We start from the raw sequence: 26,964 nt of genomic DNA, 5'->3' as shown, positions 1-26,964 counted from the left end.
GACGTCGGTCACCGATTCCGTGTGCACAGGGACCGTGGTGTTATAGCCAGTAACTTACTGCATACCAACCAAGCACACCCATCACCACCGTATACGGCAATGCCATCCACACCATCCGCCCATACGACAGGCGAATCAGCGGTGCAATCGCCGACGTCAGCAGAAACAGAAACGCCGCCTGGCCATTGGGCGTCGCCACGCTCGGCAGGTTGGTGCCGGTGTTGATCGCAATCGCCAATGTCTCGAAATGCTCGCGGCTCATGTGGCCGGCGATGAAGGCCCGTTTCACTTCAGTGATGTAGATGGTCGCGACGAATACGTTGTCGCTGATGGCCGACAGCAAGCCGTTGGCGATGAACAGCATGCCCGGCTGTTGTTCCGCCGGCAGTGCCAGCACCCACTGGATCAGCGGGGTGAACAGTTGCTGGTCGTGAATCACTGCCACCACCGCAAAGAACACCACCAGCAGCGCCGTGAACGGCATGGCGTCCTTGAATGCGTTGCCGATGCGGTGCTCGTCGGTGATGCCGGTGAACGAAGTGATCAGCACGATCACCATCAGACCGATCAGGCCGACCTCGGCGATGTGAAACCCCAGCCCCGCAATCAGGATCAGCGCCGCCAGGCCCTGCACGATCAGCGCGGCGCGTTGGCGAGCGGTGCGTGCGGCGTTGTCTTCGGCAGCGTAGTTGGCCAGCACGGCACGTACGTTGTCCGGCAACAGCGTGCCGTAACCGAACCAGCGCAGTTTCTCCAGCAACACGCAGGTCGCCAGGCCCGCCGCCAGTACCGGCAAGGAAACCGGAGCGACTTTCAGAAAGAACTCGGCGAAGTGCCAGCCCATTTCATGGCCGATCAGCAGGTTCTGCGGCTCGCCGACCAGGGTGCAGACGCCGCCCAGGGCGGTACCCACGGCGCCGTGCATCAGCAGGCTGCGCAGAAAGGCACGGAATTGTTCGAGGTCGGCGTGATGCAGCTTGGGCAGGTTCTGGTCGTTACCGATCGGGGTGTCCTGCCGCGGATCGTCGCCCGAGGCGACGCGGTGATACACCGAGTAGAAGCCTACCGCCGCACTGATGATCACGGCCGTGACGGTCAGGGCATCGAGAAACGCCGACAGGAATGCCGACAGAAAGCAGAACATCAACGCCAGCATGGACTTGGAGCGGACCCCGAGCAGCAGTCGCGAGAACAGGAACAGCAACAGGTCTTTCATGAAGTAGATGCCGGCCACCATGAACATCAGCAGCAGGATCACAGGGAAATTGTGCACCAGTTCGTCATAGAGTGCCTGGGGCGTGGTCATCTTCAACAGCAGGGCTTCAACCAGCAGCAGGCCGCCGGGCATCAACGGATAACACTTGAGTGCCATGGCCAGGGTGAAGATGAATTCCAGCACCAGCAGCCAGCCGGCCGCCACCGGGCCGACCGTCCACAACACCAGGGCGTTGAGAATCAGGAAGCCGACAATGCTTGCCTTGTACCAGCGGGGGGAATGCCCGAGAAAATTATGCGCGAACGCCTGGGCCATTGAGCCGGACATTGGCTACTCCTTGTAATAAGAAGCGCGCAAGTTGCCGTAAGTGCAGAGGAAGATCAAGTGTAGGAAAAATCCTTGGAATTAACCCAGGTAACGTGCGACGACGGCCCGATAACTGCCGTCCAGTGAAGAGCCCGCCACGACGATGCTTGCATTCTCTTGCACGACCAATGAAGTGGCAAAATCCCGGGTGCGACCCTGGCGGGTGCGAACCCAGCCGGTACCCTGGCCAAAGCGATAATCGAGCTGTCCGTCGGGCATGTAGCGGGCCAGAACGAAATCGCCCTCGCTGCCGCCGAAGGTTGCGCCTGCCGTGAGCACGCAGCCGTCAGGCAATGCCAGGGCGGCGTTCCACTGACAGCCACTGTGGCTGATTTCCAGCAACTGCGGATGGCCGCCATTGCAATGGCTTTCCGGACGACCGTTGATGTGGACTTTCAGTGAAAGGCAGTGCAGCGGGTCGCGGCTGCTGCCAAAACAATGCAAGTCGCCATTGTCGTGCTGGATGATCTGGCTGACCCGGGTGCTGCGCTCTTTTGCCTTGAAACTCATGAAGCCGTCCACCGCGAAACTATCGTCGAGCCTTCCATCGGCGTGATAGCGGGCCAACAAGCCTTCCTGGGGGAAGTTGATCGAACCGCCTACCAGGATTCGGGTGTCTCGTTGAACCATCAGGCTGCTGATCCAGGTGTTCATCAGCAAATGCCTGACAATCACGAAGCCACGACCATTGAATGTACTGTCGAGTGAACCGTCGGTTTCGAGCCGTATCAGCAGGCCGACATGATCGGCCAGTTCAAAGTGGTGATTGGCCAGCAGCAGGATGCGACCATCCTCCTGCACACAGACATCACAGGCTTCGGTGCCTGGCATGCCAGGAGGCAGCCAGCCGTCGCGCGCACCCTGGGAAAGATCGCCTGGCAGGCGCACCACGCAACGGCCATTGTCGCCAAAACCTTGATCGGGACGGCCGTGCTGATCGAATAGGGCGAGCGCAGGCAGTGTCCGGTACGCATTCTCGTAATGCAGCCCGGCCAACAGAATGCGTCCATCGGCCAGGACATGGACCTTTCCACCCATTGCCTCGAAGCCGTGTTCGAACTGGCCGATGACGCTGCCGTGGTGGCCGAATACCAGATCGGCCGAGCCATCTTCCAGCAGGCGAGCCAGGCCGAAGCGGCTGCCGCCCGGGGTGTCGACCTTTGCCGCTACCAGCAACCTGCCCTGTGAATCGATCGCTACCCCGTTGGCCATGCTTGCGGTGCTGCCGGCAAAATACACTTGGGTCGTGCCGGTTCCGGCGAAGGATAAATCCAGTGCTCCAGCGTTATCAAGCGGTGTGGTCAAGGCATAAGGGGTCTGAATCGACATGCACGCATCTCCTTGCGAGTCGTCCTGATCCAGAAGTTGGGTGGCGACTTTCATTAGGGAAGTCATTCAATCCCTGTATGCACTAATGCACAACAGTGAGACTTAACAGGCGGAGGGTCGTTTTGTGCCAGAACAGTGTCTTTTCGAACCATTGCCTAGTCTGCCAACAACTGCAGGCGCCTGGTTGGAAAAAACAGCGGTTATCAATGCGAATGACATGCAGCATCAGCGGGTTGCCGATTGGGGGAAAGGTGCGGGTTACCGTGAAGTAACCCGCGAAATGCTTAGTGCGGCATGGACCACGACTGGAGTTGGTAACCTCCCTTGCTCAGCTCTTCACGAACTTCTTCCAGCAAGTGCTCGAGTTGCGCGGGATCGGTATAGGCACTGCTTGGAATCTGCTTGCGACCGATGCGGGTGTTGGTGCGGTCGATGACGCTCAGGCTGAGGTCGCCATTACCGTCCTGTGGGGCCCAGGCCACGCATTGAAAGGGTTGGAGCGCGCGGTCGGCGATCAAAAGAGCTTCGTTGATACGGAGCGGGGCGTTCATGGGATCGTCTCTCTGTGTGCCCAATCAAGTGAAGGGCCGTCGGTTGGGCTTACCGTTCGGCTCGTTACTTGTACTGATGCCCGCAACCGGGGGGTGGGTCACATGTAATTCACAGTTATTTCAACTTTCTTTCATCGGCCCGGTTCGAACAGGTTTTTGAAAGCTGAATGAAAGATTGAAATCGTTAGGCAACTAACAAAGCAACTTCTTATAACGATTTACACGTTGCTCATATAGACAAATGGTACAAGGTCTCGTCAAAAATCTTGCTAGTGTTACAGCCAAGACCGCCAAATGACTGTTTTTAATAATATTTCATATATTTGGCGCCAAGGAACAGTCATGAGCGAAGCGCCTGCCTTACGACGTCTATTAGTAGTGGACCCCTGCGACGACTGCCATCGGCTATTGCCCGGCTTACGCTCTGTGGGATGGGATGTGGACAGCTGTACCCTGGAAAACGCCGCAGACAAGACCTGCGACGTTGGCCTGCTGCGATTGCAACCCTTTCATCTGGAGCGACCGGACGCAGTCAAGGAGCTGATCAGCCGTAGCGGCACCGAATGGATTGCCGTACTCAACCAGGAAGTCCTGCGCTTGCAAAATGTCGGGGACTTCGTTTGCGAATGGTTTTTCGATTTCCATACCTTGCCGTTCGATGTGTCCCGGGTTCAAGTGACGCTGGGCCGGGCGTTCGGCATGGCACGCTTGCGCGGCCAGGGTTCGGTTCATATCGATCAGCCTGAGCATGAACTGCTGGGCGACAGCAAGCCGATTCGCGAACTGCGCAAGTTGTTGAGCAAACTGGCACCCACCGAGTCACCGGTGTTGATTCGCGGTGAAAGCGGGACCGGTAAAGAACTGGTCGCCCGCACGCTGCACCGACAGTCCCAGCGACACAGCAAACCCTTTGTCGCCATCAACTGCGGCGCGATTCCTGAACACTTGATCCAGTCGGAACTGTTTGGCCACGAGAAGGGTGCCTTTACAGGCGCCCATCAACGCAAGGTCGGGCGAATCGAAGCGGCGAACGGTGGGACGCTGTTTCTTGACGAAATCGGTGACCTGCCCCTTGAGCTGCAAGCCAATCTGTTGCGGTTTCTCCAGGAAAAGCACATCGAGCGTGTGGGCGGCAGTCAGCCGATTCCCGTGGATGTGCGGGTATTGGCCGCGACTCACGTCGACCTTGAAGCCGCCATAGAGAAAAAACGCTTTCGCGAAGATTTGTACTACAGGCTGAACGTCCTGCAAGTCGTTACTGCCCCCTTGCGCGAGCGCCACGGCGATCTGTCGATGCTGGCCAATCATTTTTCCCATTTCTACAGTCATGAAACCGGTCGCCGCCCTCGCAGCTTCAGCGAAGACGCGTTGGTTGCCATGGGCAAACATGACTGGCCGGGCAACGTTCGTGAGTTGGCCAATCGGGTGCGCCGCGGGTTGGTGCTGGCTGAAGGGCGGCAGATCGAGGCGCGGGACCTGGGACTGATCAGCCAGCATGCGATCGCCGCGCCGATGGGAACCCTCGAAGACTACAAGACCCGCGCCGAGCGCCAGGCATTGTGCGATGTATTGAACCGCCACAGCGACAATCTCAGCGTCGCTGCCCGGGTATTGGGCGTGTCGCGGCCAACCTTTTACCGATTGCTGCACAAGCACCAGATTCGCTAGAGGCAGAAACAAAAGATCGCAGCCTGCGCCAGCTCCTACAGGATGAACGCAATCCAATGTAGAAGCTGGCGCAGGCTGCGATCTTTCGATCTGCAACCTGGATCAGAAGTAATACGGGAATTTCAGGCTGAAGGTAAAGTCCGGGGCATCGTCTGTCATGCCGATGGACAGGTTGGGGACGATGGTCAGGTTGTCGGTGGCCGCAATGGTCATGCCGATGTTGAAGTAACCGGCGTTGGCATCGCTTGAAGTGACCGATTGCCAATCACCGCCATCTTCCTTGATCTTGCTTTTGCGTTGCACCAGGTCAGACACCGAGAACGACATACTCATCTTTTCGTTCAACGCAAAAGCGATACCGGCACCGATCTGGAAGCTGTCGCCGATACTCACCTTGCCCGGGGTTTTCTGGTTGACGGTGGAGCTGATGTCGTCGAACGAATCCTCGAAGTTGTGGGTGTAGGAGAGGCTACCGAACAACACCGCCGGGTCGAAGGTCTTGACCAGCGAGATGCCCGGCGTGATCGACCAGACGCCGTTACCGGTCGGCAGGGTGTCAGGCACGAACAGGTTGGTGTTGGCGTCGGACTGGCGCAGCTTGATGCCGAAGGGGTCCTTGCCGGTAGGTGCCTTGACACGCAAGGTGACCACGGCATCCGGGGTGTTGATCGACTCGTCCAGGAACTTGTAGGCGATGCCGAAGTTGACGTCGCCAATGGTTGGATCCCTGGTGACGGTGTCTTCGGTGGTGACGCCGGCCGAGCCTTCGTTACCGCCGCCGGACTGATAGGTCGATTCGCGGTAGATCACCGGCACGTTCAGGTCGAACTGCCAGCGGTTGTCGAAGTTGTAGCGGCCGGTGAGGTCAAGCGTCCAGGTATCGGCCTTGATCCGGTCCAGGTTGATGTTGCCCAGAAAGATCGAGTCAAGCGCGAGGAAGCCGTTGAGGATCAGTTGGCGGGTATCGTAGCGCGAATAAGTGAGCCCGGTTTCGAGGCTGAACTTGCCGCCGCCGAAGAACCCGCTGGCCTCGTCGTACAGGTTGGAAACACTCTGTGCGGGCTGTGAATCATCGGCCAGCGATTGCCCGTAGGAACTGCCGCTGCCCCCGGCGGCGCCCCCTGAGGCCGCAGCCGCACCGGTACCGGTCGCGACTTGTGAATTGCCCTTGAGGTCGGCTGGCGACTTGGCCAGGCGTTTGGGTTGTGGGGTTACCGGTTGTTCTTCGACCTGGCGGACCCGTTGCTCGAGAATCGCCAGTGCTTTTTGTTGTACTTCGTATCGTTGCTTCAGCTCCAGAAGTTCCTGTTTCAGAATCTCCACATCCGATGCGGGTGCTGCTTGCAAAATCGCCGCGGGAAATAAAGTGCTCAGACAGACTACTGCGCGCAGTGATACTGATCGATACATGAATAAGCCGTCCCTAAATGCCCAATGATCGAGAGTCAGCGTAGTTCAATATCCCAGACTGCGTAGTGCGTTAAGTTGAGTCAGGTTGCAGTCCAGTGCACCTGCGCTCGGGCCATTATTGTTCAGCACTACATTAAGCTGAGTCAGGTTATTGACCATATTGCTGCTGCCCAGTAACCGCGTGTTCTGCAACAGGCCACCCTGGGCAACTTGCTGCATGGCCGTGCCCTGGTTGTTGTTGGCCTGTATGGCCATCTGGATGCCGCCGCCGGTGGCGGAAACGGCCACAGTGCCGGCCGCATTGCTGCCGGTAATGGTTTGCCCGCTCATCAACACCTGGCCTTGGCCCGGGTTGAGGGCCGGCGCACGGCTGGCCTCTTTGACGTCGATCGCGACGTTGTTATAGGCGGTGTTGCCATCGCCGGCGGCGCGCACGCTTTGGGTGATCCCCTGCGCGCTGTTCAAGCCCGCGCCGCCAATGACGTTGCCGGTGCCCTGTCCGGGCGTACTGCCGTCCCCGGACTGGCTGAAAGTTGAAACGTAGAATTCGGGTTTTACGGTGGCTGCCTGAATTTGCATCGACGTGGTCGCCCCGATCAGATCGCCACTGGCATTGCGCCAGGTACTGCTCATGACAACGCCGAAACTGATGATCCGTCCCGGCATGACGTAACGGCCGCGCAACTCACCGAGTTCATGGTCGTTGATTTCGATGGGTTTGAAGCCGTTGGCATAGCCTGAAGCGCTCGCTGCCAGACAGGCAGCGGCCAGCCAGTATGAGGTTTTCATCTGCTGCTCCCGGAGCATCCTGCCCCACTATCATTTTGGGCGATTAAAAGAAGTCGCTCTGTATGAAGCCAAAATCCATCAATTCGGCATCTTTGACCGGATTGAAGTTATCCAGCTTGTTTTTGGCTGTCAGGGGTTCCGGTGGACTGCGTAGAGCATTGGTTTTGTCATAACCCGGGCCCACGATAGCGAAGACAATGCCGTTCCAGCCTTTGACGAAGTCATCATGGGTGTAGCGTTTATGACCGAGGACCGGGTCGCCGATGTAGACCCAATTCTTGTCTGCCCGCTGCATCACCACGAAGTGCTTGTAGCCGCGAATTTCCATCAGTACCACCACCGGAATCGTTACTGCATCCAGCTTTTCAGGTGGGATCTTGTAGCCCCGGGCGCGCATGCCGATGCTTTCTATGTAGCGCTTCATGTCCAGCATGGAAAAACCCTGGGTACGAACCAGGTCCTGGTCAGCGTTGACCAGCATGCCTTTGACGATGTGCTCTTCATCGACGTCGAGCCAATAGGCCTGGCGTAACACCGTCGCCAGTGCGGCAGCGCCACAACTGAAGTCGGTTTTCTGTTCGACGATGTCGCTGAACTTGCGCTCACGCAAACTCTGGACTTCCTTGTAGACCAGTACGCCGCCAGGTAACGCGGCAACCGGCATCTGTGCTGCCTGAGTCAAGCCAGACAGGCACAGCAGAGCGAGGAGGGCAGTCTTACGCATGATCGATACGCCTTTGCGGACTGTGGAAAAGCCCCGTTGCCGGGGCTTTTGTTTCGATCGCGATTACAGGCAGACTTGGCAGCCGGCAGCGATGGACAGCGAGTTGCTTTGTTGGTTGCCTACACCAGACGCTACGTTGGCACCGCCGTTGCCGGAGAAGCCATTCATCGAGTTGGACATGACAGCCGTGTTGGTTACAGGGTTTTTCCAGCCGTTTGGTGTCATTTGTTGTTGGGTGGTCACGCCGGCCAGACCGAATACGCCGACCGCAACGAAGTCGGACTTGGTGTCGCCATTGTTGCCGCCATGGCCGCCACCGTGGCCGCCGCCATAACCGCCGCCTTTGTTGCCCCAACCGCCGTGGTCATCATCGCCTTCGGTAATCGCGGTGCCTTTAGCCACGAACACACCAGCAGCGTTGAAGGTCCCCACCAGGGTTTCTTTAGTGTAGGCCTGAGTCGCGCCGTTGCTGACATTCAAGCCGCCGGAGGTTTGGTTGGCCGCAGCAGAAGCTTGTGCTACACGGCCGCCCGATACGGCGATGGCCAGGTTGTTTTTCTGTTGGTTGAAGTTGCCGGAGGCCACGTTGATGCCGATGTTGCCGGAACCATTGTTGCCGCCATTGTTGAGGGACGCAGCGTTGGTGCTGGAGGAGTTGTAAACGGTGTTCCCACTGTTGACTTGAGTGGCGCTGGAAGCCGCTACCGCGGTGCCGAAGATGAAGCTTTCGTCAGAGGTGGCCAGGGCAGCGGCGTTGTCTTGTTGGTTGCCGTCGCCGGCTGCAACGTTGGCGCCCATGTTGCCGTTGGAGCCGTTCAGCGAGTTATCCATCGCGGCGCCATTTTTGGTGCCTTGGTTGGTAACGGTGTTGCCCCCGCTGGATTGTTGGTCCACGACGATGGCGCCTGCACCGGCACTGAGTGCCAGGATCTGTTCCAGGCTTGGGCCCCGAGGGTTGCCATGGCCGTTTCCGTGCCCGTTGCCGTGACCATTGCCGTGACCACGATCATCATCACGTCCGCCTGCCTGTGCCGCGATTGCCATCACTGCTGCCAGAGCGAAAACCAGTGGTTTGAGAGCCATTGTAGGTTTCATGGTGTTTCTCCGTGCTTATTAGTTGGTTAAGTGTTGGTACTTTCCAATCGCACTGCGTTTGGGTCAGTCAGCGACCCGGATGCTCAGGGTGTTAGCCATTCGGTTCCCCACCCCGGCACTCTGGTTCACCTGGATCACCCCTCGACTGCCGGTGAAGGCCTGGTCGCTTGTCACGACCTGGCGACTGCCGATTGAGGTGCCAGTTGCTCCTGAGCTTGGTTGCAACGCCACGTTCTGTTGAGAAAGGGCGCTATCGTCGACGCTCTGCGGCGCAGCACTGATGCTGATGCGCATGGCGTTGGCCATCTGGTTGTTGGCCCCGGCGCCCTGGTTGACGCCCAGTACACCGTTGCCATTACTGAAAGAGGTGCCGCCGATGGTGGCCGTCGCGTTCATCGACGGATTGGCGGAGGTATTTATTTTCTGGTTGATGCGGGTGGTCGCGGCAGCTTCGGTGCCGATGGCGATCGCCCGTACGTTGGTCTGTTGCTGTTGGTCACCGGCGGCCTGGTTGACGTTGAAGTTGCCTTTGTACTGGGTGCCGGAATCCTGGATCCTGGCGCTGTTCACCGTGCTGACGCTGGAGTCGGCCATGGCGCTGGTGCAACCGAGCAGTGCGAGGACTATCAATGAACGAGTCATGTCATTGGCCTCCAGCCAGTCTGCCCAGTGGGGCGAGGCCGGTACTCATGGCACGGTTGATGGTGCCCGAGATCGCACTACCACTGCCGCCGCTGTGACCCGCAGACATGCCAGGCATGCCGTTGGGGTTGGTGACCACATTGAGGCCTTGCATGCCAGGGTTGTTCTGGTTGATGTTGTTGCCGCCGATGGACGAACCGCTGGCGATGCTGGCGAAGTCGCCGTCGCTCAACTCGGTGCTCTTGAGGGTCGACTGGATGCGTGACGAAGGGTTGGCGTTGACGGTGTTCGGGTAGGGGTCCTTGCCACCGTCACGTCCGAAATGAACCGGCTGGACGTCGCGTTGCAGTACGATGGAACCGTTGCCTTCGGCTTGAACACTGAGACTGAGCACCGAGCTGGCGGCACATCCAATCAGCAGTAAGCTGGTTAACCCTTTATTGAAAGTCCCCACAGCGGCAATTCCTTCTTCTTGTGGGCTGGCATCTGTCAGCGTTATGAAGGAGAGAGCGAAAGCTGTGCCGCTTTTTGATAGTCGTGGTAATTCAATAGCTTGCGAATTATGCGCGGAACGGGCTTGTTGGCACTGTTTCAAGTTTGAGACAGTCCAAAGTGCCTTCATCCGGTCAAAGTGGTTGCAATGCTCTAAAACGGGGGTTGACGGCGATGTGTATCACTGGCTTAACAGCCGAGGTGTAAAGATTATGAACCCGTTCAAATCGCGAGTTTGAGCTGGCAAGAGTGTTTCAAAAACGGACACTTTCCCCCCAAAACAGGGGAATTGGGGTGGGAATTCGCAAGAACAGTCAACAATCGAGCAGTCGTTCAACGGCGTTCAGGGCCTGGGTGCGACGCGCTGCCCAATCACCCTCCAGCACCTGAACCGGTTGTCGATGGTGCTCCAGCCAGGCGAGGGTCTGATCGAAGAACGCCCGGCGTTGACCCAGTTCGGGTTGGCAACGCTGACCGTCGTCGGTCCAGGGGACGTTTTCGGGGGATAACACCAGGTGCAAGTCGTACCTCCTGGCCAGCAATGCCTGTTCGATCCAGGCGGGGCAATCGCCGAACAGGGTCTGGCTCCAGAGGATGTTGCTCAGCAGGTGAGTGTCCAGCAGCAGCAATTGCGGCTGTCGGGCGCGGGCCTCGTCTTCCCATTGCAGTTGTCCGCGGGCTATGTGGGGAATGTCGGCCAGGCACGTGTCGCGCGGGTTCTGCTCGATGAACCAGCGGACATATTCATCCACCAGAAGGCCTCCGAACCGTGCTTGCAGCTCGGCCGCGAGCCAGCTCTTGCCACTGGATTCGGGGCCGGTGAGCACCAGGACTTTCATGTGCGCAATACCGGATCGGCGCGCCATTCCCGCCAGCCTTGCACGGCTATCACCGCAAACAGCCCGTAGAGGCCGGCGGTCAGGTACATGCTCTTGTAGATAAAAAGCCCGACGAAAACCACGTCGAGGGTGATCCACAGTGGCCAGCATTGCACGCGTTTCTGCGCCATCCAGACTTGCGCCACCAGGCTGAAACCGGTGAGCGCCGCATCGAGCCAGGGTTGGGCGGCATCGGTCCAGTGGGCCATGACGGCCCCCAGGATCAGACTGCCGATTGCGCCAATGGCAAGACTGACCGTTATCGATCGACCATCGAGCAGGCTGACCTGACGCCCCTGACGGGTATCGCCCGCACGGGTCCATTGCCACCAGCCATACAGCTGCAAGGCGGCATAGATCACCTGCAGCAACATGTCGGAATACAGCTTCACTTCAAAAAAGATCCAGCTGTAGAGCGACACCATGACCAGGCCGATCGGCCAGCACCAGGGGTTCTGTTTGACCGTCAACCAGACGGCGATGACGCCGAGGGTGGCGGCAAACAGTTCAAGCCCGGACATGGGGGTTCCTTGGGGAAGTTGGAGAGGGGGGCGATTGTAACGGGTAGGCGTGGGTGGTGGGTTGTTCGATCGTGTACATATTGGTTGCGGTTTTCGGATTCTTTGATCGTGTGCATATCCGTTGCGGTTTTCGGATTCTTTGATCGTGGGCATATCCGTTGCTGCGGTAACGTCTACTTAGGGTTTCGCCCTTACGGCGAGGCACTTTTTTCAAACGCCAAAAAAGTACCCAAAAAGGCTCGCCCCGGCGTCCGGCCCCTCGCTAAAGCTCGGGGTGCCTTCGCTCCGGTATTCATCCGGGGACACAGCCCGCAGGTTGGCTTCGCGACGACCTACATGCAGCGTGTTCGACTGCGTCGAACGGCGCTGCGCGCCACTCCCCGGATGAACACCTCCACTCAGCCTCCCGAAGGGGCGGGTGGATCAAGATCAAGAGCTGCAGGCGAGCTAACGCTCGGCCTGATGAGTGGTGAAGGGCGTCGATGTACGCCGATCCATTGTAGGAGCTAGCTTGCTCGCGATGGTCGTTAACGATAACGCGTGTTTACTGTTAAACGCGGCGCTCTCGAGTCCATCGCGAGCGAGCTCGCTCCTACAGGGGGACGCGTGCGCTTCAAAGGATAGGCCGGCCGGTAGGCCGCCTCGCTTTGGCTTTGGCTGTGCACGCCCCATCGAGAGGCCGAGTGGAGGTTCTGCGCAGTGGGCAACCCGGCATGGATGCCGGGTTAGCCGCCCCCGGCCATGGATGGCCGATGGCGGCGGGCCCACGGAGCAGGACCGGAGCGAGGGCATGCCGAGCCTAGGCGAGGCACCGAACGAAAGGGGCAAGAGCGCTTGGTTACTTGGCGCTTTTCCAAGTGACCCGCTGTAAGAGCGGAACCATCAGCGGCCGTTACCGCAGCAACGGATATGTACACCATCAAAAACCCGCCAAATACTCACTGGCTACACCCGAAACTGCCTGAGCAACCCGTTCAATTGCTCGCTCAGTTCCCTGAGATGCACACTGGCCAGGCTCGATTGTTCCGCCGCCAGCGCCGTGCTGTGGGACAAGCCGGCGGCCTGGGTGACGTTCTGGTTAATGTCCTCGACCACATGGGCCTGTTGCAGGGTCGCGCTGGCGATGGAAGCGTTGAGCCCGTTGAGGTTGCGCAGCGCCTGGCCAATGGCATTGAGGCTCGCACCGGCCAGTCCGGCCTGTTCGATGGTCAACTGCGAGGCGCGACTGCTGTCACCGATCACTTTTACCGCCGCTTCGGAGTGGCTTTGCAGGCGCTCGATCATCGACTGGATTTCGGCCGTGGACTTCTGGGTTCGCTGGGCCAGCAACCGCACTTCATCGGCCACCACCGCAAAACCGCGCCCTTGCTCGCCGGCCCGGGCCGCTTCGATCGCGGCATTCAGGGCCAGCAGGTTGGTTTGCTCGGCGATGGAACGGATCACTTCCAGGACGCTGCCAATCTGCGTGCTTTCGGCGGCCAGGGTGCGAATCACGTCTACCGCCTGATCGATCGTGGAGGACAGTTTGTCGATCTGTTGCAGGCTGCCATCGATGTTAACCTGGCCTTGCTGCGCCTGGGACTCGGCATCGCGCATTTCGCTGGCGGCGTGCTCGGCATTCTTGGCCACGTCCTGCACGCCGTAGGTCACTTCGTTGATGGCCGTGGCCACCAGTTCCATCTGCTGGGACTGCTGCTGGCTGCGTTGCCGGGCCTGGTCGGCGTCGTTGCCCAACTCGCTGGAAGACTGGCCCAGGGCACTGGCTGATGCCTGCAGTTCGCTGATCACCTGCCGCAGTTTGGCGGTGAAGGCATTGAAGTGGCGTGCCAGTTGCGTGACCTCATCCTGGCCGTGGGTGTCGAGGCTGCGGGTCAGGTCGCTCTCGCCACTGGCGATGTTGGCCATGGCGTTCACGGTTTCCTGAAGCGGACGCACGATGCTGCGGGCAATCAGGATCACCAGCAGCGCCATGATCAGGGCAATCACCAGGCCCATTAACGAGGCTTTCCCGACCTGGGTGTAAAACTCGTCCTGCATGTCATCGATGTACACACCCGAACCGATCACCCAGCCCCAGGGTTCGAACAATTTGACGTAGGAAGTTTTCTCGACCGGGGCGCTGGCGCCCGGTTTCGGCCAGCGATAGTCGATCGTCCCGGCACCCTTGGCCTTGGCCACGGCGACCATTTCGTTGAACAACGCGAACCCGTCCGGATCGCGGATTGTCGAGAGGTTCTGGCCGTCGAGTTTCGGATTGGTCGGGTGCATGACCATGACGGGGGTAAGGTCGTTGATCCAGAAATAATCGTTCTGGTCATAACGCAGGCCGCGAACTGCCGTCAGCGCCTGCTTCTGCGCCGCTTCCCGGGTCAGGGTACCGGCGGTCTCCAGGCCCTGGTAATAGCTCAGAATCCCGCTGGCGGTCTGCACCACGTGCTGGGTTTTCTGTGCCTTGGCTTGATACAAGTCCTGATGAATCTGTTTAAGCATCAAGGCGCCCAACGTCATCAACATCAAGACGGCCACGATCAAAATGAGCCACAAACGTCGGCTGATCGACATATTGCGCAAGCTGTTCATAACGCTGTCACTCCGGTTTCTTGTTCTTGTAATAATTGATCGCCAGCCTTCAGTCACGCGATGCCGGACGGGCCTGGAAGCCTCGATCCGTATAAAGGCGGCAGCGTTAATCGGGCTTGTCTGATAGGATTTCGGCCCCGCGCGGAAAAACCTGAGTCCAAGTTGATTTTTCACGGAATTTTTACGGTTTTGTGGGGCAATTGCGCGCGCGGGACTTCATCTGCACTGGTTACAGTGGCGTTCTGAAAAATATTAACGGGGCATGCCTGGCGCATCGCTTCTTGGGGGATTGATGGATCTTTGGACCGCCTTTCAGGCATTGATACTTGGCGTTGTTGAGGGATTGACGGAGTTTTTGCCCATTTCCAGTACCGGGCACCAGATCATCGTGGCCGACCTGCTGGACTTCGGGGGTGAGCGGGCCATGGCCTTCAACATCATCATCCAGCTCGGCGCGATCCTGGCGGTGGTGTGGGAATTTCGCCGCAAGATTTTCGATGTGGTCGTCGGCTTGCCGACCCAGCCAGGCGCTCGACGCTTTACCGCGAACCTGCTGATCGCCTTTATGCCGGCTGTGGTATTGGGGGTGATTTTCGCCGACCTGATCCACCATTACCTGTTCAACCCGATCACCGTGGCCACGGCGTTGGTCGTGGGCGGTGTCGTCATGCTGTGGGCTGAACAGCGTCAGCATGAAGTACATGCCCACACCGTCGACGAAATCACCTGGAAGGACGCCTTGAAAATCGGCTTTGCCCAGTGCCTGGCCATGATCCCGGGGACCTCGCGCTCCGGTTCGACGATCATTGGCGGTTTGCTGTTCGGCTTGTCGCGCAAGACCGCCACCGAGTTCTCGTTCTTCCTGGCGATGCCGACCATGGTCGGCGCGGCGGTGTACTCGGGCTACAAATACCGCGACCTGTTCGTGCCGGCCGATTTTCCTGTGTTCGCCATCGGCTTCGTCACGGCGTTCATCTTTGCGATGATTGCCGTGCGCGGCCTGCTCGTGTTCATCGGCAGTCACAGCTACGCGGCGTTCGCCTGGTATCGAATCGTGTTCGGCCTGTTCATCCTCGCCACCTGGCAGTTCGGCTGGGTCGACTGGACTGCCGTCACGCCATGAACGACTCCAGCGCGCGCAACAACCCCGGACGTCGGTCCGGGGGCGAGTTTCGCCGTCCCCGGCTGAAACTGCTGGTGTTTGCAATCCTGTGCGCGCTTCCGCTGTCGGGGTCGATGACGATGTGGCTGGGGGGCATTTCGCGGGTGCCCCTGGTGGCCTATGGCATCGTCAGCGCGCTGGCGTTCCTGCTGTACTGGAGCGACAAGCGCAAGGCCCGGCTCGATCACTGGCGCATACCGGAGAACGTGTTGCATGGGCTGGAACTCGCCGGAGGCTGGCCAGGCGCCTTGCTGGCCCAGCAGGTGTTCCGGCACAAGACGCGCAAGCTTTCGTTTCAGCTGCTGTTCTGGATGATCGTGCTGCTGCATCAGGTGTTCTGGATCGACCAGCTGTTCCTCGGCGCACATCTTTTCGCGTTGCTCTAAAGCAGCAGTCCCACTTGGGTGCGCTTGGGCAACTTGCGCACCACCAGTTGGTGGGATCGTTGCAACATCGCTTGCAGCTCTTCGGCGCCGAGCGGGTAGGGCGTTGCCATGATGATCCACTGCGCCCGCGCCAGATAAGGTGCCGGATGTATGCCCGGGCGGTCGCAATGGCCGACAAACAGGTCCTTGTCGACCTTGAACGCCAAGGATGCGCCCCGCAGGTTCTGCAAGGCGAACATCTTGTTCCCGGCAATCGAAAACACCCGCACGCCACCCCACTTGTAGTCTTCCCGCGCACCGGGCAATGCCAGGCAGAACTTCGCCACATCGTCTTCGCTCATGCGTACGGCCTTCATAACAATCGTTCTCCGCAGGCGTTGAATGATTCGATCAAATGGTCGATCCAGACCCGTACCGCCGGCATCACACCGCGCCGATGAGGGTAGACCGCTTGCAGCCAGCCGCCAGGCAATGACCAGTCCGGCAGCAATTGCACCAGTGAGCCGTCTGCCAGCGCCTGCTCGCAATACATCATCGGCAACAGTGTAAAGCCCTGGCCCGCCAGGGTGCAGGCCTTGCGCACGATGAAATCGTCGATACCCAATCGTGCTTCGAGGGCCAAGTCGACGCTGCTGCCCTGTTGATCGAGCAGGCGGATGTGCACCATGCGATCGGCTTCCAGCGCACCGAGCACAGGCAAATTCTTCAGGTCTTCAGGGTGGTTGATTTCACGTCCATGCAGGAAGGCGGGGCTGGCGACCATCGCCATTTGCGCCTGACGCAGGCGTCGGGTGACCAGCAAGGGGTCTTCGTCGCCCAAATCCCGTACGCGCAGGGCGACATCGACGCCTTCGGTGACCAGGTCGACCCGACGATTGAGCAACATGACCTCCAGTTGAACCTGTGGGAATTTCTCCAGGAAATCACTGATCACGCCCGGCAGTATTTCGTGTGCCAAGCCCACCGGGCAGGACACCCGAAGACGTCCCCGGGGTTCGCTGGACATGCTGGCCACTGCTTCATCGGCCATCTCGGCTTCCAGCAGCATCGCCTGACAGTGTCGCAGGTAACGCTCGCCCACGGCCGTCAGCTTGAGTTGGCGGGTGGTGCGCTGCAGCAATCGAGCGCCCAGGCGTTCTTCCAGTTCGGCGATTCGTCGCGACAGGCGCGATTTGGGAATCCCGAGCAAACGCCCGGCCGCCGCGAAGCCACCGGCTTCGACCACCTTGGCAAAATAGTAGAGATCATTGAGGTCTTGCATACCGTCACTCGATTGTTCTATCAGTGGGACGAACTATCGCATTTTAGCCAGCTAATCAGCTATTGGTTTCGTCTGTAGGATGGTAACCATCAGATCGCCATGAGCGGTCCTCACTTGGAGATCCCACATGAAATTGCTGCATATCGATTCGAGCATTCTTGGCGACAACTCGGCTTCCCGTCAGCTGAGCAGCGAAGTAGTCAAAGCCTGGCAAACCGCCGAGCCGAGTGCGGTGGTGACTTACCGTGACCTGGCTGCCGATGCCATCAGCCATTTCTCCGCCAACACCCTGGTGGCTGCCGGCACCACGGCTGAACTGCGCGATGCGGCGCAACAGCACGAAGCCGAGCTGAGCGCCCAGGCCCTGGCTGAATTCCTCGCCGCCGATGCCGTGGTGGTCGCAGCCCCGATGTACAACTTCACCATTCCGACCCAACTCAAGGCCTGGATCGACCGAATTGCCGTTGCCGGTCAGACCTTTCGCTACACCGAAGCCGGCCCTGAAGGCCTGTGCGGTAACAAGAAAGTGGTGATCGTGTCGACGTCCGGCGGTCTGCATCTTGGGGAGGCCACTGGCGTTGCCCACGAAGAGTACTTGAAGGTGATGTTCGGTTTTCTCGGTATCACCGACATCGAGTTCGTCCGCGCCCATGGCCTGGCGTACGGTGATGAAGTGCGTACCAAAGCCATGAGCGATGCACAGGCGCATATCAGCGAGCAGCTGTTCGACGCCGCATAAGGCGCACGCAAACGGCCACAAACAGCTCGGGCAACAGTCAAAAACTCTGTATTCTGGTCACGCAAGTGCCAGGTGCGGAGTTTTTTGTTTCTGAGTGTTGCAAGCTCTGGCCCGGGACAGGCAGTCGAAGGTTGCCGGTTGCGGTCACGAACAGGGTGGGGCATTCCATGGTGCGTCTATGTGCAAGCTTGCTGATGTGTGTGCTCGCCAGCCTGAATTCAGTGCACGCCGCCCCTGCGTCGCATCCGCACTGGAGCGTCGGTTTCCATGAGATGAGCTTTCTCGATCCGCTGGACCAACAGCCGATGCGCGCCATCGCCTTCTATCCCTCCAGCGACAAGGAACACACCAGCACACTCGAGGGCTATACGGTCGAAGCCGGCGAAGACGCGCGCGTCGCCATCGGTCGTTTTCCGATGCTGATGCTGTCCCATGGCAACACCGGAACCCCGCTGGCCCTGCACGATCTCGCCACCTCGCTGGCGCGCACGGGTTTCGTCGTGGTGGCGGTAATCCATCCCGGCGACAATTCCAGGGACCATAGCCGCCTGGGCACCTTGAGCAATCTCTACGGCCGGCCGATCCAGATTTCCCAAGCCATCACCGCGACCTTGGGCGATTCCATGCTTGCGCCCTTCGTCAACGCCCACCAGGTTGGCGTGATCGGTTATTCGGCAGGTGGGGAAACCGCATTGATCCTCTGCGGTGCGACGCCTGACCTGGACCGTCTGCGCCGCTATTGCCGGGAGCGGCCGGATGATCGCGATGCCTGCAACACCCAAGGCGAATTGATCGCAGATCGTGATGACCTGCAACCGGTGGCCGACCCACGGGTTCATGCCTTGCTGCTGATGGCGCCGCTTAGTCTGAAGTTCGGGCGCCATACCCTGGCCGACGTACACGTGCCGGTACTGCTTTACAGTGGCGACGGCGACAAACTGGTGGCATTCGACAAAAATGCCGCAGCGCTGGCGCGCAAGTTGCCGATCGCGCCGGACTTCAAGTTGCTGGCCGGGGCCGGGCACTTCGTGTTCATGGCGCCTTGTACCGAAGAGCAACTGGCGGCGATGCCTGCCTTGTGCACCGACGCCGATGGCGTCGATCGCAAGGACATTCATAGGACCATGACTTCCGAAGCCAGCCGGTTCTTTTTCCATGCGTTGGGCAATTCAGGCAGAGTAGGAATGCAAACCGCCGACCAATGAGCTGGTCGGCGAATTGTATGATCGGTTACTTATTGGCCAGGGCAGCTTCCAGTGTTTGAACCCTTGAATTCAGCTCGCGAACCGATTCGATAAGAGGCGCTACAAGTTTTTGGTAGTCTACTTGCAGATGACCGCCCTCAGTACGCACTAACTGTGGGTAAATGTTTTGCACGTCCTGAGCGATCAGGCCTATATCCGCTTGGTCGTTTTGCTTCCAGTTGAACGTTACACCCCGCAGTTTCAGGAGGTTTTCGGTCGGGTTTTCCAGGCGCTGGACATTGGTTTTCAATCGCTCATCGCTGAATGGGCAACACTCGCTGCCGATGTCGCCGAGATCCCAGCACTTGCCGTTATGGCAGATTTGCTGTTGAACCGAGTTTTCTGCATGTGCGGAGGAGATAAGGGCGAACGCCACCATCGGGGAGAGAAAAGTTAGAGGTAATATGCGCATTTTTTGTCAATTCCATTGTCGATCTAATATTAACTGCACCGTCTGGATATTGTCGTAATTAATAATTAAAACAACGCTGGCACTTTGCATTATTCGATTCGAAATGCTACATGTTGAATGTGGTTAAAATTGTTTAACTTTCTGTTGCACGTCTATTTAAACGGGATTCAACTAGCCGAGCGTTCAGCCAGCCGTGCCAGCAACAAGGTCAAGCCGAGTCCGCTCACCGACAACAACGCCGCGCTAAAGAAAATCCACGAGTACCCCAGGTTCAAGGCGATGGCACCCATCAACGGCCCGGCAATCGCCAGCGCCAGGTCGAAAAACACCGCGTAGGCACTCAACCCCGCGCCGCGACTGGAATTGGGCACCTGCTTGATCGCCTCCACACCCAGTGCCGGGTACACCAGCGACAGGCCGAAGCCGGTCAGCCCTGCACCGATCAATGCATAACTGGTCGAGGGCGCAAGCCACAGCAACCCCAGGCCCAGGGTTTCAATACTCATGCAGGCAATCGCCGAGGTGAATCCACCGAAGCGGCTGATGCTGGAAATGAACAACAGTCTCGCCAGAATGAAACAGACCCCAAACACCGTCAGGCAGTAAGCCGCGCCAGCCCAGCCGCGGCTGACGTAATACAAAGTGATAAAAGTGGTCAGGGTGCCGTAGCCGATGGAGGCCAGGCTCAGGCTTGCGCCAAATGGCGCAATGCGCCCAAACACCGCCCAAAATGGCAGGCGCTCGCCGCGAATCACCGGCACCGAGGGTTTGTTGCGGATCAGCAGCAATGCCGCCAGTGCCATCAGTGACAGTGCGATACCCAGGCTGGCGAATCCCAGCTCACTGACCATCACCACCCCCAGCGGCGCACCGATGGCGATGGCCCCATAGGAAGCAATGCCGTTCCAGGAGATCGAACGCGCGGTGTGTTCAGCGCCGACCTGGCCCATGCACCAGCTGATGGTGCCGACGCCGATCAGACCCTGGGCGACCCCCAGCAGCAAGCGGCCGGCAATCAGGATCAACAGGCTCGGCAGGGGAAAACTTTGCAGCAGCGTGGAAATCAAGGTCAACACGCCGCTCAACACAATCCCCGAAAGCCCGTAAACGATCGCCCGCTTGGTGCCAATGTTGTCCGACATGCGCCCGGCCATGGGCCGGCTGAGCAGGGTGGCCAGATACTGGCAGCCGATGGTCAATCCCGCCACGACGGCGCTGAAGCCCAACTGTTCGTGCACATACCCCGGCAAGACGGCGATTGGTAGGCCGATGCACAGGAAGGCAACGAAGGTATAAAAGACGATGGAGACGATCTGCAGGGTGATCGCCAGGGAGCTTTGCGGGGGCAGTTGCTGCACAGACATGAGGGCTCGTTCGCGGGCGGCGGTGGGAGAACTGCATCATGGCGCGGGCGTGGAATAAAAGAAAGCAGGCTAACTATGTTGATTGAGATCCGGGCTGCGTCTTCAGTATCTTCATTGGCTGTCAGGGCCTCTTCGCGGGCAAGCCCGCACCCACAGGGTTTTGTGCTGTACACGGGATTTGTGTATGACATAAACCCCTGTGGGAGCGGGCTTGCCCGCGAATAGGACCTCAGCACCGGCAAAATCATCGGCCATGAAATGCAAAAAGCCCCGTCACAAGGACAGGGCTTTTACTTGCAGCTTGCAGCTTGAACTAATAGCTGCTCTTAGAACACAACACCCTGACTACGCAGGTAGTCATCATAGGTGCCGCTGAAGTCGATCACGCCGCTGGCGCTCAACTCGATAATGCGGGTGGCCAGAGACGATACGAACTCACGGTCGTGGCTGACGAAGATCAGCGTGCCCGGGTAGTTTTCCAGCGCCAGGTTCAGCGCTTCGATCGATTCCATGTCCAGGTGGTTGGTCGGTTCGTCCATGATCAGCACGTTCGGCTTTTGCAGGATCAGCTTGCCGAACAGCATGCGACCCTGTTCACCACCGGAGATGACCTTGACCGACTTGAGGATCTCATCGTTGGAGAACAGCATCCGGCCGAGGGTGCCGCGAACGATCTGCTCGCCGCCCTGGGTCCACTGTCCCATCCAGTCGAACAGGTTGCAGTCGTCTTCGAAGTCGTGGGCATGGTCCTGGGCGTAATAGCCCAGTTCCGCAGCATCAGTCCACTTCACGGTACCGGCATCCGGGGTCAGTTCGTTGACCAGGGTGCGCAGCAGGGTGGTTTTGCCAATACCGTTCGGACCGATGATCGCCACGCGCTCGCCGGCTTCAACCTGGAAGCTGAAGTCCTTGAACAGCGGCTTGCCGTCGAAACCTTTGGCCATGCGCTCGACGATCACCGCCTGGCGGTGCAGCTTCTTGGTTTGTTCGAAACGGATGAACGGGCTCACGCGGCTCGAAGGCTTGACCTCGGCCAGTTGGATCTTGTCGATCGCCTTGGCGCGGGAGGTGGCCTGCTTGGCTTTCGAGGCGTTGGCCGAGAAGCGGCTGACGAACGATTGCAGCTCCGAAATCTGTGCCTTCTTCTTGGCGTTGTCCGACAGCAGTTGCTCGCGGGACTGGGTCGCCACGGTCATGTACTCGTCGTAGTTGCCCGGGAACAGGCGCAGCTCGCCGTAATCCAGGTCAGCCATGTGGGTGCACACGCTGTTCAGGAAGTGACGGTCGTGGGAGATGATGATCATCAGGCTGGAGCGCTGGGTCAGCACGTTTTCCAGCCAGCGGATGGTGTTGATGTCCAGGTGGTTGGTCGGTTCGTCGAGCAACAGCACTTCCGGATCGGAGAACAGTGCCTGGGCCAGCAATACGCGCAGTTTCCAGCCTGGGGACACTTCACTCATCGGGCCGAAATGCTGCTCGATGCCGATACCCAGGCCCAGCAACAGTTCACCGGCGCGGGATTCGGCGGTGTAGCCGTCCATTTCGGCGAATTCGGTTTCCAGTTCGGCCACGGCCATGCCGTCTTCTTCGGTCATTTCCGGCAGCGAGTAGATGCGATCGCGCTCGGCCTTGACCTTCCACAGCTCTTCATGACCCATGATCACGGTATCGATCACGGTGAATTCTTCGTAGGCGAACTGGTCCTGGCGCAATTTACCCAGACGTACGTTCGGCTCCAGCATGACCTGGCCGCCCGATGGCTCGAGGTCGCCACCGAGTATTTTCATGAAGGTCGATTTGCCGCAACCGTTGGCGCCGATGAGGCCATAGCGGTTGCCTGCGCCGAATTTCACCGAAACGTTTTCGAATAGCGGCTTGGCGCCGAACTGCATCGTGATGTTAGCTGTAGAGATCAAGGGTTTTTCCTGCGAAGCTTTAAGAGTAGCAAGGGTTGCGGCAGTACCGATTCAGTACCCGTTTCCGGTATCCGAACCACGGCACATTCATCCCGGTCAGAAGCGGAAGGTCCATCTGGCAATAAGTGGACAGCAGCATAAGGAGCGCTTGGCCCGAGTCGAAGTGCGCTGAGGCGGGGTTCATTCCCGTCATCAACCAAGGGGGGCGCATAATGTTTGGCCGCGATTGTACTGGTCTGGCTCTTTAAACGATAGGGCGTTAAGGCCATATGGCAGCTTTGGCACCCTGAGCGGACAGATTTTCACACCTGAATGCTAACAACTGGTTACAAACAGTGGCTAAAATGCCATCTTTCATCCTGATGCCGACAGTTGGCATGCGCTCAGGGACGCGCCACCCGGCACCGCTGTTTCGATTCCAGACGCTGCACAAGGCCCGCAGGGGCGCAGTTTGTTCACTTCTGACGTGTGACGATTTCCCGTGAAGCTCATCATCGCTGTTATTTATGTTGTATCGATTGCATACGTTCACTTGCGCGGACGCGTGCGTCATAAACTGGGCCGCCAGCTGAGTGATCACTCGACGTTTCTGGCACCGGTCAATTGCTTCCTTTACCTGTTCTCGAAAATCCCCAACAGGCCTTATCTCGACACCGCCGATTTCCCTGACTTGAGTCCGTTGCAGACCCATTGGGAAGACATTCGCGCCGAAGGCCAGCACCTGCTCCGCGCTGGCGAGATCAAACGCTCGAACCAGTACGACGATGTCGGCTTCAATTCGTTCTTCAAGACCGGCTGGAAGCGTTTTTACCTGAAGTGGTACGGTGACAGCCACCCGTCGGCCATGAAGCTCTGTCCACGCACGACGGAACTGGTGCAGAGCATCGGCTCGATCAAGGCGGCGATGTTCGCCGAGTTGCCCCCAGGCTCCAGGCTGGTCCGTCACCGCGATCCGTATGCCGGTTCCTATCGTTACCACCTGGGGCTGGACACGCCGAACGATGCCGGTTGCTACATCAACGTCGATGGCGAGAACTACCACTGGCGCGACGGTGAAGCGGTCATTTTCGATGAAACCTTCATTCATTACGCCGAAAACACCACCGAACACAATCGCATCATTTTGTTCTGCGACATTGAGCGGCCAATGAAGTATCGCTGGGCGGCAGCGTTCAATCGCTGGTTCAGCCGCACTGTGATGGCGGCGGCGGGCGCGCCGAACGACGGGGGTGACAAAACCGGTGGTATCAATCGCCTGTTCGGCAGAATCTACAAGTTTCGCCTGCGGGGCAAGGCGCTGAAGAAGCGTAATCGCAAGCTGTATTACCTGGAGAAGTGGGCGATTTTGGGTGGGTTGCTGGCGGTGTTTTTGCTGATCTGAATGATATGTCGCGGCGGATGACGCCTTCGCGGGCAAGCCCGCTCCCACAAGGTTCGGCGTTTGCCGCCAATTTCTGAGCTGACACTGAATCCTGTGGGAGCCGGCTTGCCCGCAAAGGGGCCGGCACTGGCACCGCATCACTCATGAATGTCCTGTGATCGGTCAGCCACTTGAGCGCTTTGTGGCTTTTTTGGCCGGTGTCGATTTGCTGGCCGGTTTGGGTTTGGCCGCCGGTTTACTACCTGCCTTGCCACCCAGGCTGCGTTTAAGCAACTCAGTCAAATCAATCACATCCGCCGTCTTGCGTTCCTCTTCACCCGTCGCCGTCTCCACATCCTCGATCTTCCCTTCATGGGCCTTTTTCTCCACCAGCGCCATGATCTTGTCTTCGAAGCTGTCGCGATAGTCTTCAGGGCTCCATTCGGCGCTCATGTCTTCCACCAGCCGTTTGGCCATGTCCAGTTCACCTTTGACCAGCTTCGCACTGGTGACGTCGCTGCCCAGTTCGAGCGTATCCAGGCTGCGCACTTCGGCCGGCCAGCGCAGCATCACCAGGACCATGGCCGACTCCAGGGGCATCAGCGCGGCCAGGTGCTGGCGCGTATGCAACACGACGTGGGCGAGGGCGACCTTGTTGGTTTTGCTGAGGGTTTCGCGCAGCAGCGCGTACACCTTGCCGCCGCGTTTATCAGGTGCAAGGTAGTAAGGGGTGTCGATGTTTTGCAAAGGGATCTGTTCACTGTCGACAAAGGCAAAGATATCGATGGTTTGCGTGGACAGCGGGTGCGCCGACTTGATCTCCTCTTCACTGAGCACCACATAGCGACCCTTTTCGTACTGCACGCCTTTGACAATGTGTTCTTTGGTGACTTCCTTGCCGGTGACCTTGTTGACGCGCTTGTAGCCGACCGGCTCCATGCTGCGGCTGTCGAGCCAGTCAAAATCCACCCCTTGGGAAGACGTCGCCGAAACCAGCGCGACAGGGATATGCACCAGCCCGAAACTGATTGCGCCTTTCCAGATTGCCCGTGCCATCGTCGTCTTCTCCCAAGTGATGATCAGGTGACCTGTAGCCCGGCGCAAAAGTTTCAGCCGCTTAAGGCCGCGTCTCGTGGGCGGATCAGCGGTACGGTCAAAGGGTGTTACATCTTGAGGGGGAGGTTTTGATTAACAAATGCGAACCCCGGGCGTAGCGTGCTATCGAAGACTCTATCCACGCTGACCTCCAGAGGCCTCCCGATGAATCGACTAATGCTTGGCATCACCGCATTGGCATTGAGTGGTGTGCTGAGCCATCCGGCCCAGGCAGATAATTCATCAATGTTGTTGGCCCAGAGCCCGACGGGCAATTCATCGAATCCCTACAACAGCCCGATTCGCCGGGCCAACCCCAACAGCATGCAGGGCACCCAACCTGGCGCTCCGATCATTCGCGGGCCAAACACCGTACCAGTACCGCGGCCACCGACCCTGGACAACGGCGGCATTGGCAACCGCTATCCCCAGGACCGATCGGTTCCGGCCAGCCCCCCTGAATTCATACCCAATCCGCCTCCTCGAGATGCAGGCACCAACAACCGTTGAACGGCAAGACACAAATCTGCCAGCCAATCTGACGACAAAAGGAATCGTGCATGTTGCGTAAAACCTTCCTGGCCACACTCTGTGCCAGCACCTTGATCACTGCGACCGCACCTGCGTATGCCGCGCCCATTCAAGAACTGAAAAGTGAACAGGGCATCCTCGAAGTCACTCCGATCGTCGAGGGCCTGGATCACCCGTGGGCTTTGGCGTTTCTCCCCGATCGCCAGGGCATGCTGGTGACTGAACGCCCCGGCAGCCTGAGGCTGGTCAGCGCTGACGGCAAACTGTCGGCACCGCTCGACGGCGTGCCGAAGGTCTGGGCCAAGGGGCAGGGCGGCTTGCTCGATGTGGTGCTGTCGCCCGACTTCAAGCAAGACCGTACGGTCTACCTGTCATACGCCGAAGGCGGTGGAAAGGGCGACAAGGCCGGAACAGCGGTCGGCCGCGGACAATTGTCGCAAGACCTGAAGACAATCAACAATTTCACGGTGATCTTCCGCCAAGAGCCCAAACTGTCGGTGGGCAACCACTTTGGATCGCGCCTGGTGTTCGACCGCGACGGTTATCTGTTCATCACTCTCGGTGAGAACAACGACCGGCCGACGGCCCAGGACCTCGACAAGCTGCAGGGCAAGGTCGTGCGGATCTATCCCGACGGCAAGGTACCGGACGACAACCCCTTTGTCGGTCAGAGCGGCGTGCGCCCGGAGATCTGGTCCTATGGCCAGCGCAATCCACAAGGCGCGGCGCTCAACCCCTGGACCGGCGTCCTCTGGGAAAACGAGCACGGCCCACGGGGTGGCGACGAGATCAACATTATCGAGCGTGGCAAGAATCATGGCTGGCCGCTGGCAACCCATGGCATCAACTATTCCGGCCAGCCGATTCCGGAAGCCAAGGGCAAGACCGCCGAAGGCACCGTCGCGCCACACCACGTCTGGGAAAAATCTCCAGGTTTGAGCGGTATGGCGTTCTACGACGCTGACCGCTTCGAAGCCTGGCAACACAATGTCTTTATAGGCGCGCTGGTCACTCAAGAGCTGATTCGCTTGCAGTTCGACGGCGACAGGGTGGTTCACGAAGAACGGTTGATGGGTGAACTAAACAAGCGCATTCGTGACGTGCGGCAGGGGCCGGACGGCTATTTATATGTGTTGACCGATGAGGATGACGGGGTGCTGTACAAGGTCGGCCTGAAGTAAAGCCGATTGCCTGCCGATCACATTCAGCCGGACGGTATTGATATGGGTCAAA

26 protein-coding genes are annotated in these 26,964 nt (G+C 58.8%); 8 read left to right on the top strand and 18 right to left on the bottom strand.

All coding sequences use genetic code 11. The features are described 5' to 3' along the window. Positions 1-40: 40 nt before the first annotated feature. From nhaB to J2W17_RS14745, 3 genes are all read right to left on the bottom strand, one after another. On the bottom strand, positions 41-1,543 hold the full coding sequence (gene nhaB, locus J2W17_RS14755; protein WP_307335075.1) for a sodium/proton antiporter NhaB: 1,503 nt from the start codon (positions 1,541-1,543) through the stop codon (positions 41-43). 78 nt (positions 1,544-1,621) lie between these two features. Beyond that, positions 1,622-2,911, bottom strand: coding sequence for a hypothetical protein (locus J2W17_RS14750; RefSeq protein WP_307335073.1), 1,290 nt, complete (start codon positions 2,909-2,911; stop codon positions 1,622-1,624). Positions 2,912-3,195: 284 nt separating this feature from the next. Next, positions 3,196-3,462, bottom strand: coding sequence for a hypothetical protein (locus J2W17_RS14745; protein ID WP_307335070.1), 267 nt, complete (start codon positions 3,460-3,462; stop codon positions 3,196-3,198). Between the two features lie 342 nt (positions 3,463-3,804). Here J2W17_RS14745 and J2W17_RS14740 point away from each other — a divergent pair, with 342 nt between their 5' ends. Continuing rightward, positions 3,805-5,130 (top strand): sigma-54 dependent transcriptional regulator, encoded by a 1,326-nt coding sequence (locus tag J2W17_RS14740; protein ID WP_307335068.1) that lies wholly within the window; start codon positions 3,805-3,807, stop codon positions 5,128-5,130. 102 nt (positions 5,131-5,232) lie between these two features. Here the strand turns inward: J2W17_RS14740 and J2W17_RS14735 are convergent, their stop codons facing one another. From J2W17_RS14735 to J2W17_RS31265, 9 genes are all read right to left on the bottom strand, one after another. Beyond that, on the bottom strand, positions 5,233-6,540 hold the full coding sequence (locus J2W17_RS14735; RefSeq protein WP_307335066.1) for a hypothetical protein: 1,308 nt from the start codon (positions 6,538-6,540) through the stop codon (positions 5,233-5,235). A 45-nt stretch (positions 6,541-6,585) separates the two neighbouring features. Beyond that, a complete protein-coding gene (locus J2W17_RS14730; RefSeq protein WP_307335065.1) occupies positions 6,586-7,329 on the bottom strand; it encodes a hypothetical protein in 744 nt (247 codons plus the stop codon). Between the two features lie 43 nt (positions 7,330-7,372). Further along, positions 7,373-8,053, bottom strand: coding sequence for a C39 family peptidase (locus J2W17_RS14725; RefSeq protein ID WP_307335062.1), 681 nt, complete (start codon positions 8,051-8,053; stop codon positions 7,373-7,375). A gap of 63 nt (positions 8,054-8,116) precedes the next feature. Further along, positions 8,117-9,148, bottom strand: coding sequence for a heme utilization protein (locus tag J2W17_RS14720; RefSeq protein ID WP_307335060.1), 1,032 nt, complete (start codon positions 9,146-9,148; stop codon positions 8,117-8,119). Positions 9,149-9,211: 63 nt separating this feature from the next. After that, complete coding sequence (locus J2W17_RS14715; RefSeq protein ID WP_307335058.1) at positions 9,212-9,790, bottom strand: adhesin; 579 nt, start codon at positions 9,788-9,790, stop codon at positions 9,212-9,214. Between the two features lies 1 nt (position 9,791). Then, a complete protein-coding gene (locus tag J2W17_RS14710; RefSeq protein WP_307335056.1) occupies positions 9,792-10,244 on the bottom strand; it encodes a hypothetical protein in 453 nt (150 codons plus the stop codon). A 352-nt stretch (positions 10,245-10,596) separates the two neighbouring features. Further along, entirely contained in the window at positions 10,597-11,121 is a 525-nt protein-coding gene (locus J2W17_RS14705; protein WP_307335837.1) for an AAA family ATPase, read from the bottom strand. Next, positions 11,118-11,681, bottom strand: a complete 564-nt coding sequence (pnuC, locus tag J2W17_RS14700; protein WP_307335054.1) for a nicotinamide riboside transporter PnuC — start codon at positions 11,679-11,681, stop codon at positions 11,118-11,120. The genes J2W17_RS14705 and pnuC overlap by 4 nt, the downstream gene beginning before the upstream one ends. A gap of 945 nt (positions 11,682-12,626) precedes the next feature. Next, positions 12,627-14,261 carry a methyl-accepting chemotaxis protein gene (locus tag J2W17_RS31265; RefSeq protein ID WP_307335052.1) on the bottom strand — a complete coding sequence of 545 codons (1,635 nt, stop codon included), beginning with the start codon at positions 14,259-14,261 and terminating at the stop codon, positions 12,627-12,629. A 292-nt stretch (positions 14,262-14,553) separates the two neighbouring features. Between J2W17_RS31265 and J2W17_RS14690 the strand changes: the two genes are divergently transcribed. Both J2W17_RS14690 and J2W17_RS14685 read left to right on the top strand, forming a co-directional pair. After that, a complete protein-coding gene (locus J2W17_RS14690; protein ID WP_064677579.1) occupies positions 14,554-15,384 on the top strand; it encodes an undecaprenyl-diphosphate phosphatase in 831 nt (276 codons plus the stop codon). Beyond that, on the top strand, positions 15,381-15,809 hold the full coding sequence (locus J2W17_RS14685; RefSeq protein ID WP_307335048.1) for a DUF1294 domain-containing protein: 429 nt from the start codon (positions 15,381-15,383) through the stop codon (positions 15,807-15,809). The genes J2W17_RS14690 and J2W17_RS14685 overlap by 4 nt, the downstream gene beginning before the upstream one ends. Here the strand turns inward: J2W17_RS14685 and J2W17_RS14680 are convergent. Together J2W17_RS14680 and J2W17_RS14675 are read right to left on the bottom strand one after the other, a co-directional pair. Continuing rightward, positions 15,806-16,165, bottom strand: a complete 360-nt coding sequence (locus J2W17_RS14680; protein ID WP_307335046.1) for an MmcQ/YjbR family DNA-binding protein — start codon at positions 16,163-16,165, stop codon at positions 15,806-15,808. The two genes, J2W17_RS14685 and J2W17_RS14680, sit on opposite strands and share 4 nt — an antisense overlap. Beyond that, a complete protein-coding gene (locus J2W17_RS14675; protein ID WP_307335044.1) occupies positions 16,162-17,070 on the bottom strand; it encodes a LysR substrate-binding domain-containing protein in 909 nt (302 codons plus the stop codon). Before J2W17_RS14675 ends, J2W17_RS14680 begins: the two co-directional genes overlap by 4 nt. Before the next feature lie 127 nt (positions 17,071-17,197). Here J2W17_RS14675 and J2W17_RS14670 point away from each other — a divergent pair, with 127 nt between their 5' ends. Together J2W17_RS14670 and J2W17_RS14665 are read left to right on the top strand one after the other, a co-directional pair. Next, the gene (locus J2W17_RS14670) at positions 17,198-17,809 is read left to right on the top strand and encodes an FMN-dependent NADH-azoreductase (RefSeq protein ID WP_307335042.1); all 612 of its coding nucleotides are present in this window, start codon (positions 17,198-17,200) and stop codon (positions 17,807-17,809) included. A gap of 167 nt (positions 17,810-17,976) precedes the next feature. Then, entirely contained in the window at positions 17,977-19,014 is a 1,038-nt protein-coding gene (locus tag J2W17_RS14665) for an alpha/beta hydrolase family protein (protein WP_307335040.1), read from the top strand. A gap of 25 nt (positions 19,015-19,039) precedes the next feature. On the opposite strand, the gene J2W17_RS14660 is transcribed toward J2W17_RS14665, so the two are convergent. From J2W17_RS14660 to J2W17_RS14650, 3 genes are all read right to left on the bottom strand, one after another. Next, complete coding sequence (locus J2W17_RS14660; RefSeq protein ID WP_307335039.1) at positions 19,040-19,465, bottom strand: tail fiber domain-containing protein; 426 nt, start codon at positions 19,463-19,465, stop codon at positions 19,040-19,042. Positions 19,466-19,632: 167 nt separating this feature from the next. Next, complete coding sequence (locus J2W17_RS14655) at positions 19,633-20,829, bottom strand: MFS transporter (protein WP_307335036.1); 1,197 nt, start codon at positions 20,827-20,829, stop codon at positions 19,633-19,635. A 326-nt stretch (positions 20,830-21,155) separates the two neighbouring features. After that, complete coding sequence (locus J2W17_RS14650) at positions 21,156-22,745, bottom strand: ABC-F family ATPase (protein ID WP_307335034.1); 1,590 nt, start codon at positions 22,743-22,745, stop codon at positions 21,156-21,158. Positions 22,746-23,226: 481 nt separating this feature from the next. Between J2W17_RS14650 and lpxO the strand changes: the two genes are divergently transcribed. Further along, positions 23,227-24,126, top strand: a complete 900-nt coding sequence (lpxO, locus tag J2W17_RS14645; RefSeq protein ID WP_307335032.1) for a lipid A hydroxylase LpxO — start codon at positions 23,227-23,229, stop codon at positions 24,124-24,126. A 162-nt stretch (positions 24,127-24,288) separates the two neighbouring features. Here the strand turns inward: lpxO and ku are convergent, their stop codons facing one another. After that, positions 24,289-25,161 carry a non-homologous end joining protein Ku gene (ku, locus tag J2W17_RS14640; RefSeq protein ID WP_307335031.1) on the bottom strand — a complete coding sequence of 291 codons (873 nt, stop codon included), beginning with the start codon at positions 25,159-25,161 and terminating at the stop codon, positions 24,289-24,291. A 204-nt stretch (positions 25,162-25,365) separates the two neighbouring features. Between ku and J2W17_RS14635 the strand changes: the two genes are divergently transcribed. Beyond that, the gene (locus J2W17_RS14635) at positions 25,366-25,710 is read left to right on the top strand and encodes a hypothetical protein (RefSeq protein WP_307335028.1); all 345 of its coding nucleotides are present in this window, start codon (positions 25,366-25,368) and stop codon (positions 25,708-25,710) included. A gap of 50 nt (positions 25,711-25,760) precedes the next feature. Beyond that, positions 25,761-26,912 (top strand): PQQ-dependent sugar dehydrogenase, encoded by a 1,152-nt coding sequence (locus J2W17_RS14630; RefSeq protein WP_307335027.1) that lies wholly within the window; start codon positions 25,761-25,763, stop codon positions 26,910-26,912. The last annotated feature ends 52 nt before the right edge of the window (positions 26,913-26,964 follow it).

The organism is Pseudomonas lini (assembly GCF_030812475.1).
GTDB lineage: Bacteria > Pseudomonadota > Gammaproteobacteria > Pseudomonadales > Pseudomonadaceae > Aquipseudomonas > Aquipseudomonas lini_A.
The sequence above is the reverse complement of the archived record's forward strand: the minus strand, read 5'-3'. Positions and strand labels throughout refer to the sequence as shown.

What these genes read in the sequence shown, in the direction of transcription:
- J2W17_RS14655 (WP_307335036.1), bottom strand. Translation starts at nt 20,829, where the DNA reads ATGTCTGTGCAGCAACTGCCCCCGCAAAGCTCCCTGGCGATCACCCTG.
- J2W17_RS14745 (WP_307335070.1), bottom strand. Translation starts at nt 3,462, where the DNA reads ATGAACGCCCCGCTCCGTATCAACGAAGCTCTTTTGATCGCCGACCGC.
- J2W17_RS14725 (WP_307335062.1), bottom strand. Translation starts at nt 8,053, where the DNA reads ATGCGTAAGACTGCCCTCCTCGCTCTGCTGTGCCTGTCTGGCTTGACT.
- J2W17_RS14715 (WP_307335058.1), bottom strand. Translation starts at nt 9,790, where the DNA reads ATGACTCGTTCATTGATAGTCCTCGCACTGCTCGGTTGCACCAGCGCC.
- nhaB (WP_307335075.1), bottom strand. Translation starts at nt 1,543, where the DNA reads ATGTCCGGCTCAATGGCCCAGGCGTTCGCGCATAATTTTCTCGGGCAT.
- ku (WP_307335031.1), bottom strand. Translation starts at nt 25,161, where the DNA reads ATGGCACGGGCAATCTGGAAAGGCGCAATCAGTTTCGGGCTGGTGCAT.
- J2W17_RS31265 (WP_307335052.1), bottom strand. Translation starts at nt 14,261, where the DNA reads ATGAACAGCTTGCGCAATATGTCGATCAGCCGACGTTTGTGGCTCATT.
- J2W17_RS14680 (WP_307335046.1), bottom strand. Translation starts at nt 16,165, where the DNA reads ATGAAGGCCGTACGCATGAGCGAAGACGATGTGGCGAAGTTCTGCCTG.
- J2W17_RS14750 (WP_307335073.1), bottom strand. Translation starts at nt 2,911, where the DNA reads ATGTCGATTCAGACCCCTTATGCCTTGACCACACCGCTTGATAACGCT.
- J2W17_RS14740 (WP_307335068.1), top strand. Translation starts at nt 3,805, where the DNA reads ATGAGCGAAGCGCCTGCCTTACGACGTCTATTAGTAGTGGACCCCTGC.
- J2W17_RS14705 (WP_307335837.1), bottom strand. Translation starts at nt 11,121, where the DNA reads ATGAAAGTCCTGGTGCTCACCGGCCCCGAATCCAGTGGCAAGAGCTGG.
- J2W17_RS14665 (WP_307335040.1), top strand. Translation starts at nt 17,977, where the DNA reads ATGGTGCGTCTATGTGCAAGCTTGCTGATGTGTGTGCTCGCCAGCCTG.
- J2W17_RS14720 (WP_307335060.1), bottom strand. Translation starts at nt 9,148, where the DNA reads ATGAAACCTACAATGGCTCTCAAACCACTGGTTTTCGCTCTGGCAGCA.
- J2W17_RS14690 (WP_064677579.1), top strand. Translation starts at nt 14,554, where the DNA reads ATGGATCTTTGGACCGCCTTTCAGGCATTGATACTTGGCGTTGTTGAG.
- pnuC (WP_307335054.1), bottom strand. Translation starts at nt 11,681, where the DNA reads ATGTCCGGGCTTGAACTGTTTGCCGCCACCCTCGGCGTCATCGCCGTC.
- J2W17_RS14670 (WP_307335042.1), top strand. Translation starts at nt 17,198, where the DNA reads ATGAAATTGCTGCATATCGATTCGAGCATTCTTGGCGACAACTCGGCT.
- J2W17_RS14730 (WP_307335065.1), bottom strand. Translation starts at nt 7,329, where the DNA reads ATGAAAACCTCATACTGGCTGGCCGCTGCCTGTCTGGCAGCGAGCGCT.
- J2W17_RS14630 (WP_307335027.1), top strand. Translation starts at nt 25,761, where the DNA reads ATGTTGCGTAAAACCTTCCTGGCCACACTCTGTGCCAGCACCTTGATC.
- J2W17_RS14685 (WP_307335048.1), top strand. Translation starts at nt 15,381, where the DNA reads ATGAACGACTCCAGCGCGCGCAACAACCCCGGACGTCGGTCCGGGGGC.
- J2W17_RS14635 (WP_307335028.1), top strand. Translation starts at nt 25,366, where the DNA reads ATGAATCGACTAATGCTTGGCATCACCGCATTGGCATTGAGTGGTGTG.
- J2W17_RS14660 (WP_307335039.1), bottom strand. Translation starts at nt 19,465, where the DNA reads ATGCGCATATTACCTCTAACTTTTCTCTCCCCGATGGTGGCGTTCGCC.
- J2W17_RS14735 (WP_307335066.1), bottom strand. Translation starts at nt 6,540, where the DNA reads ATGTATCGATCAGTATCACTGCGCGCAGTAGTCTGTCTGAGCACTTTA.
- J2W17_RS14675 (WP_307335044.1), bottom strand. Translation starts at nt 17,070, where the DNA reads ATGCAAGACCTCAATGATCTCTACTATTTTGCCAAGGTGGTCGAAGCC.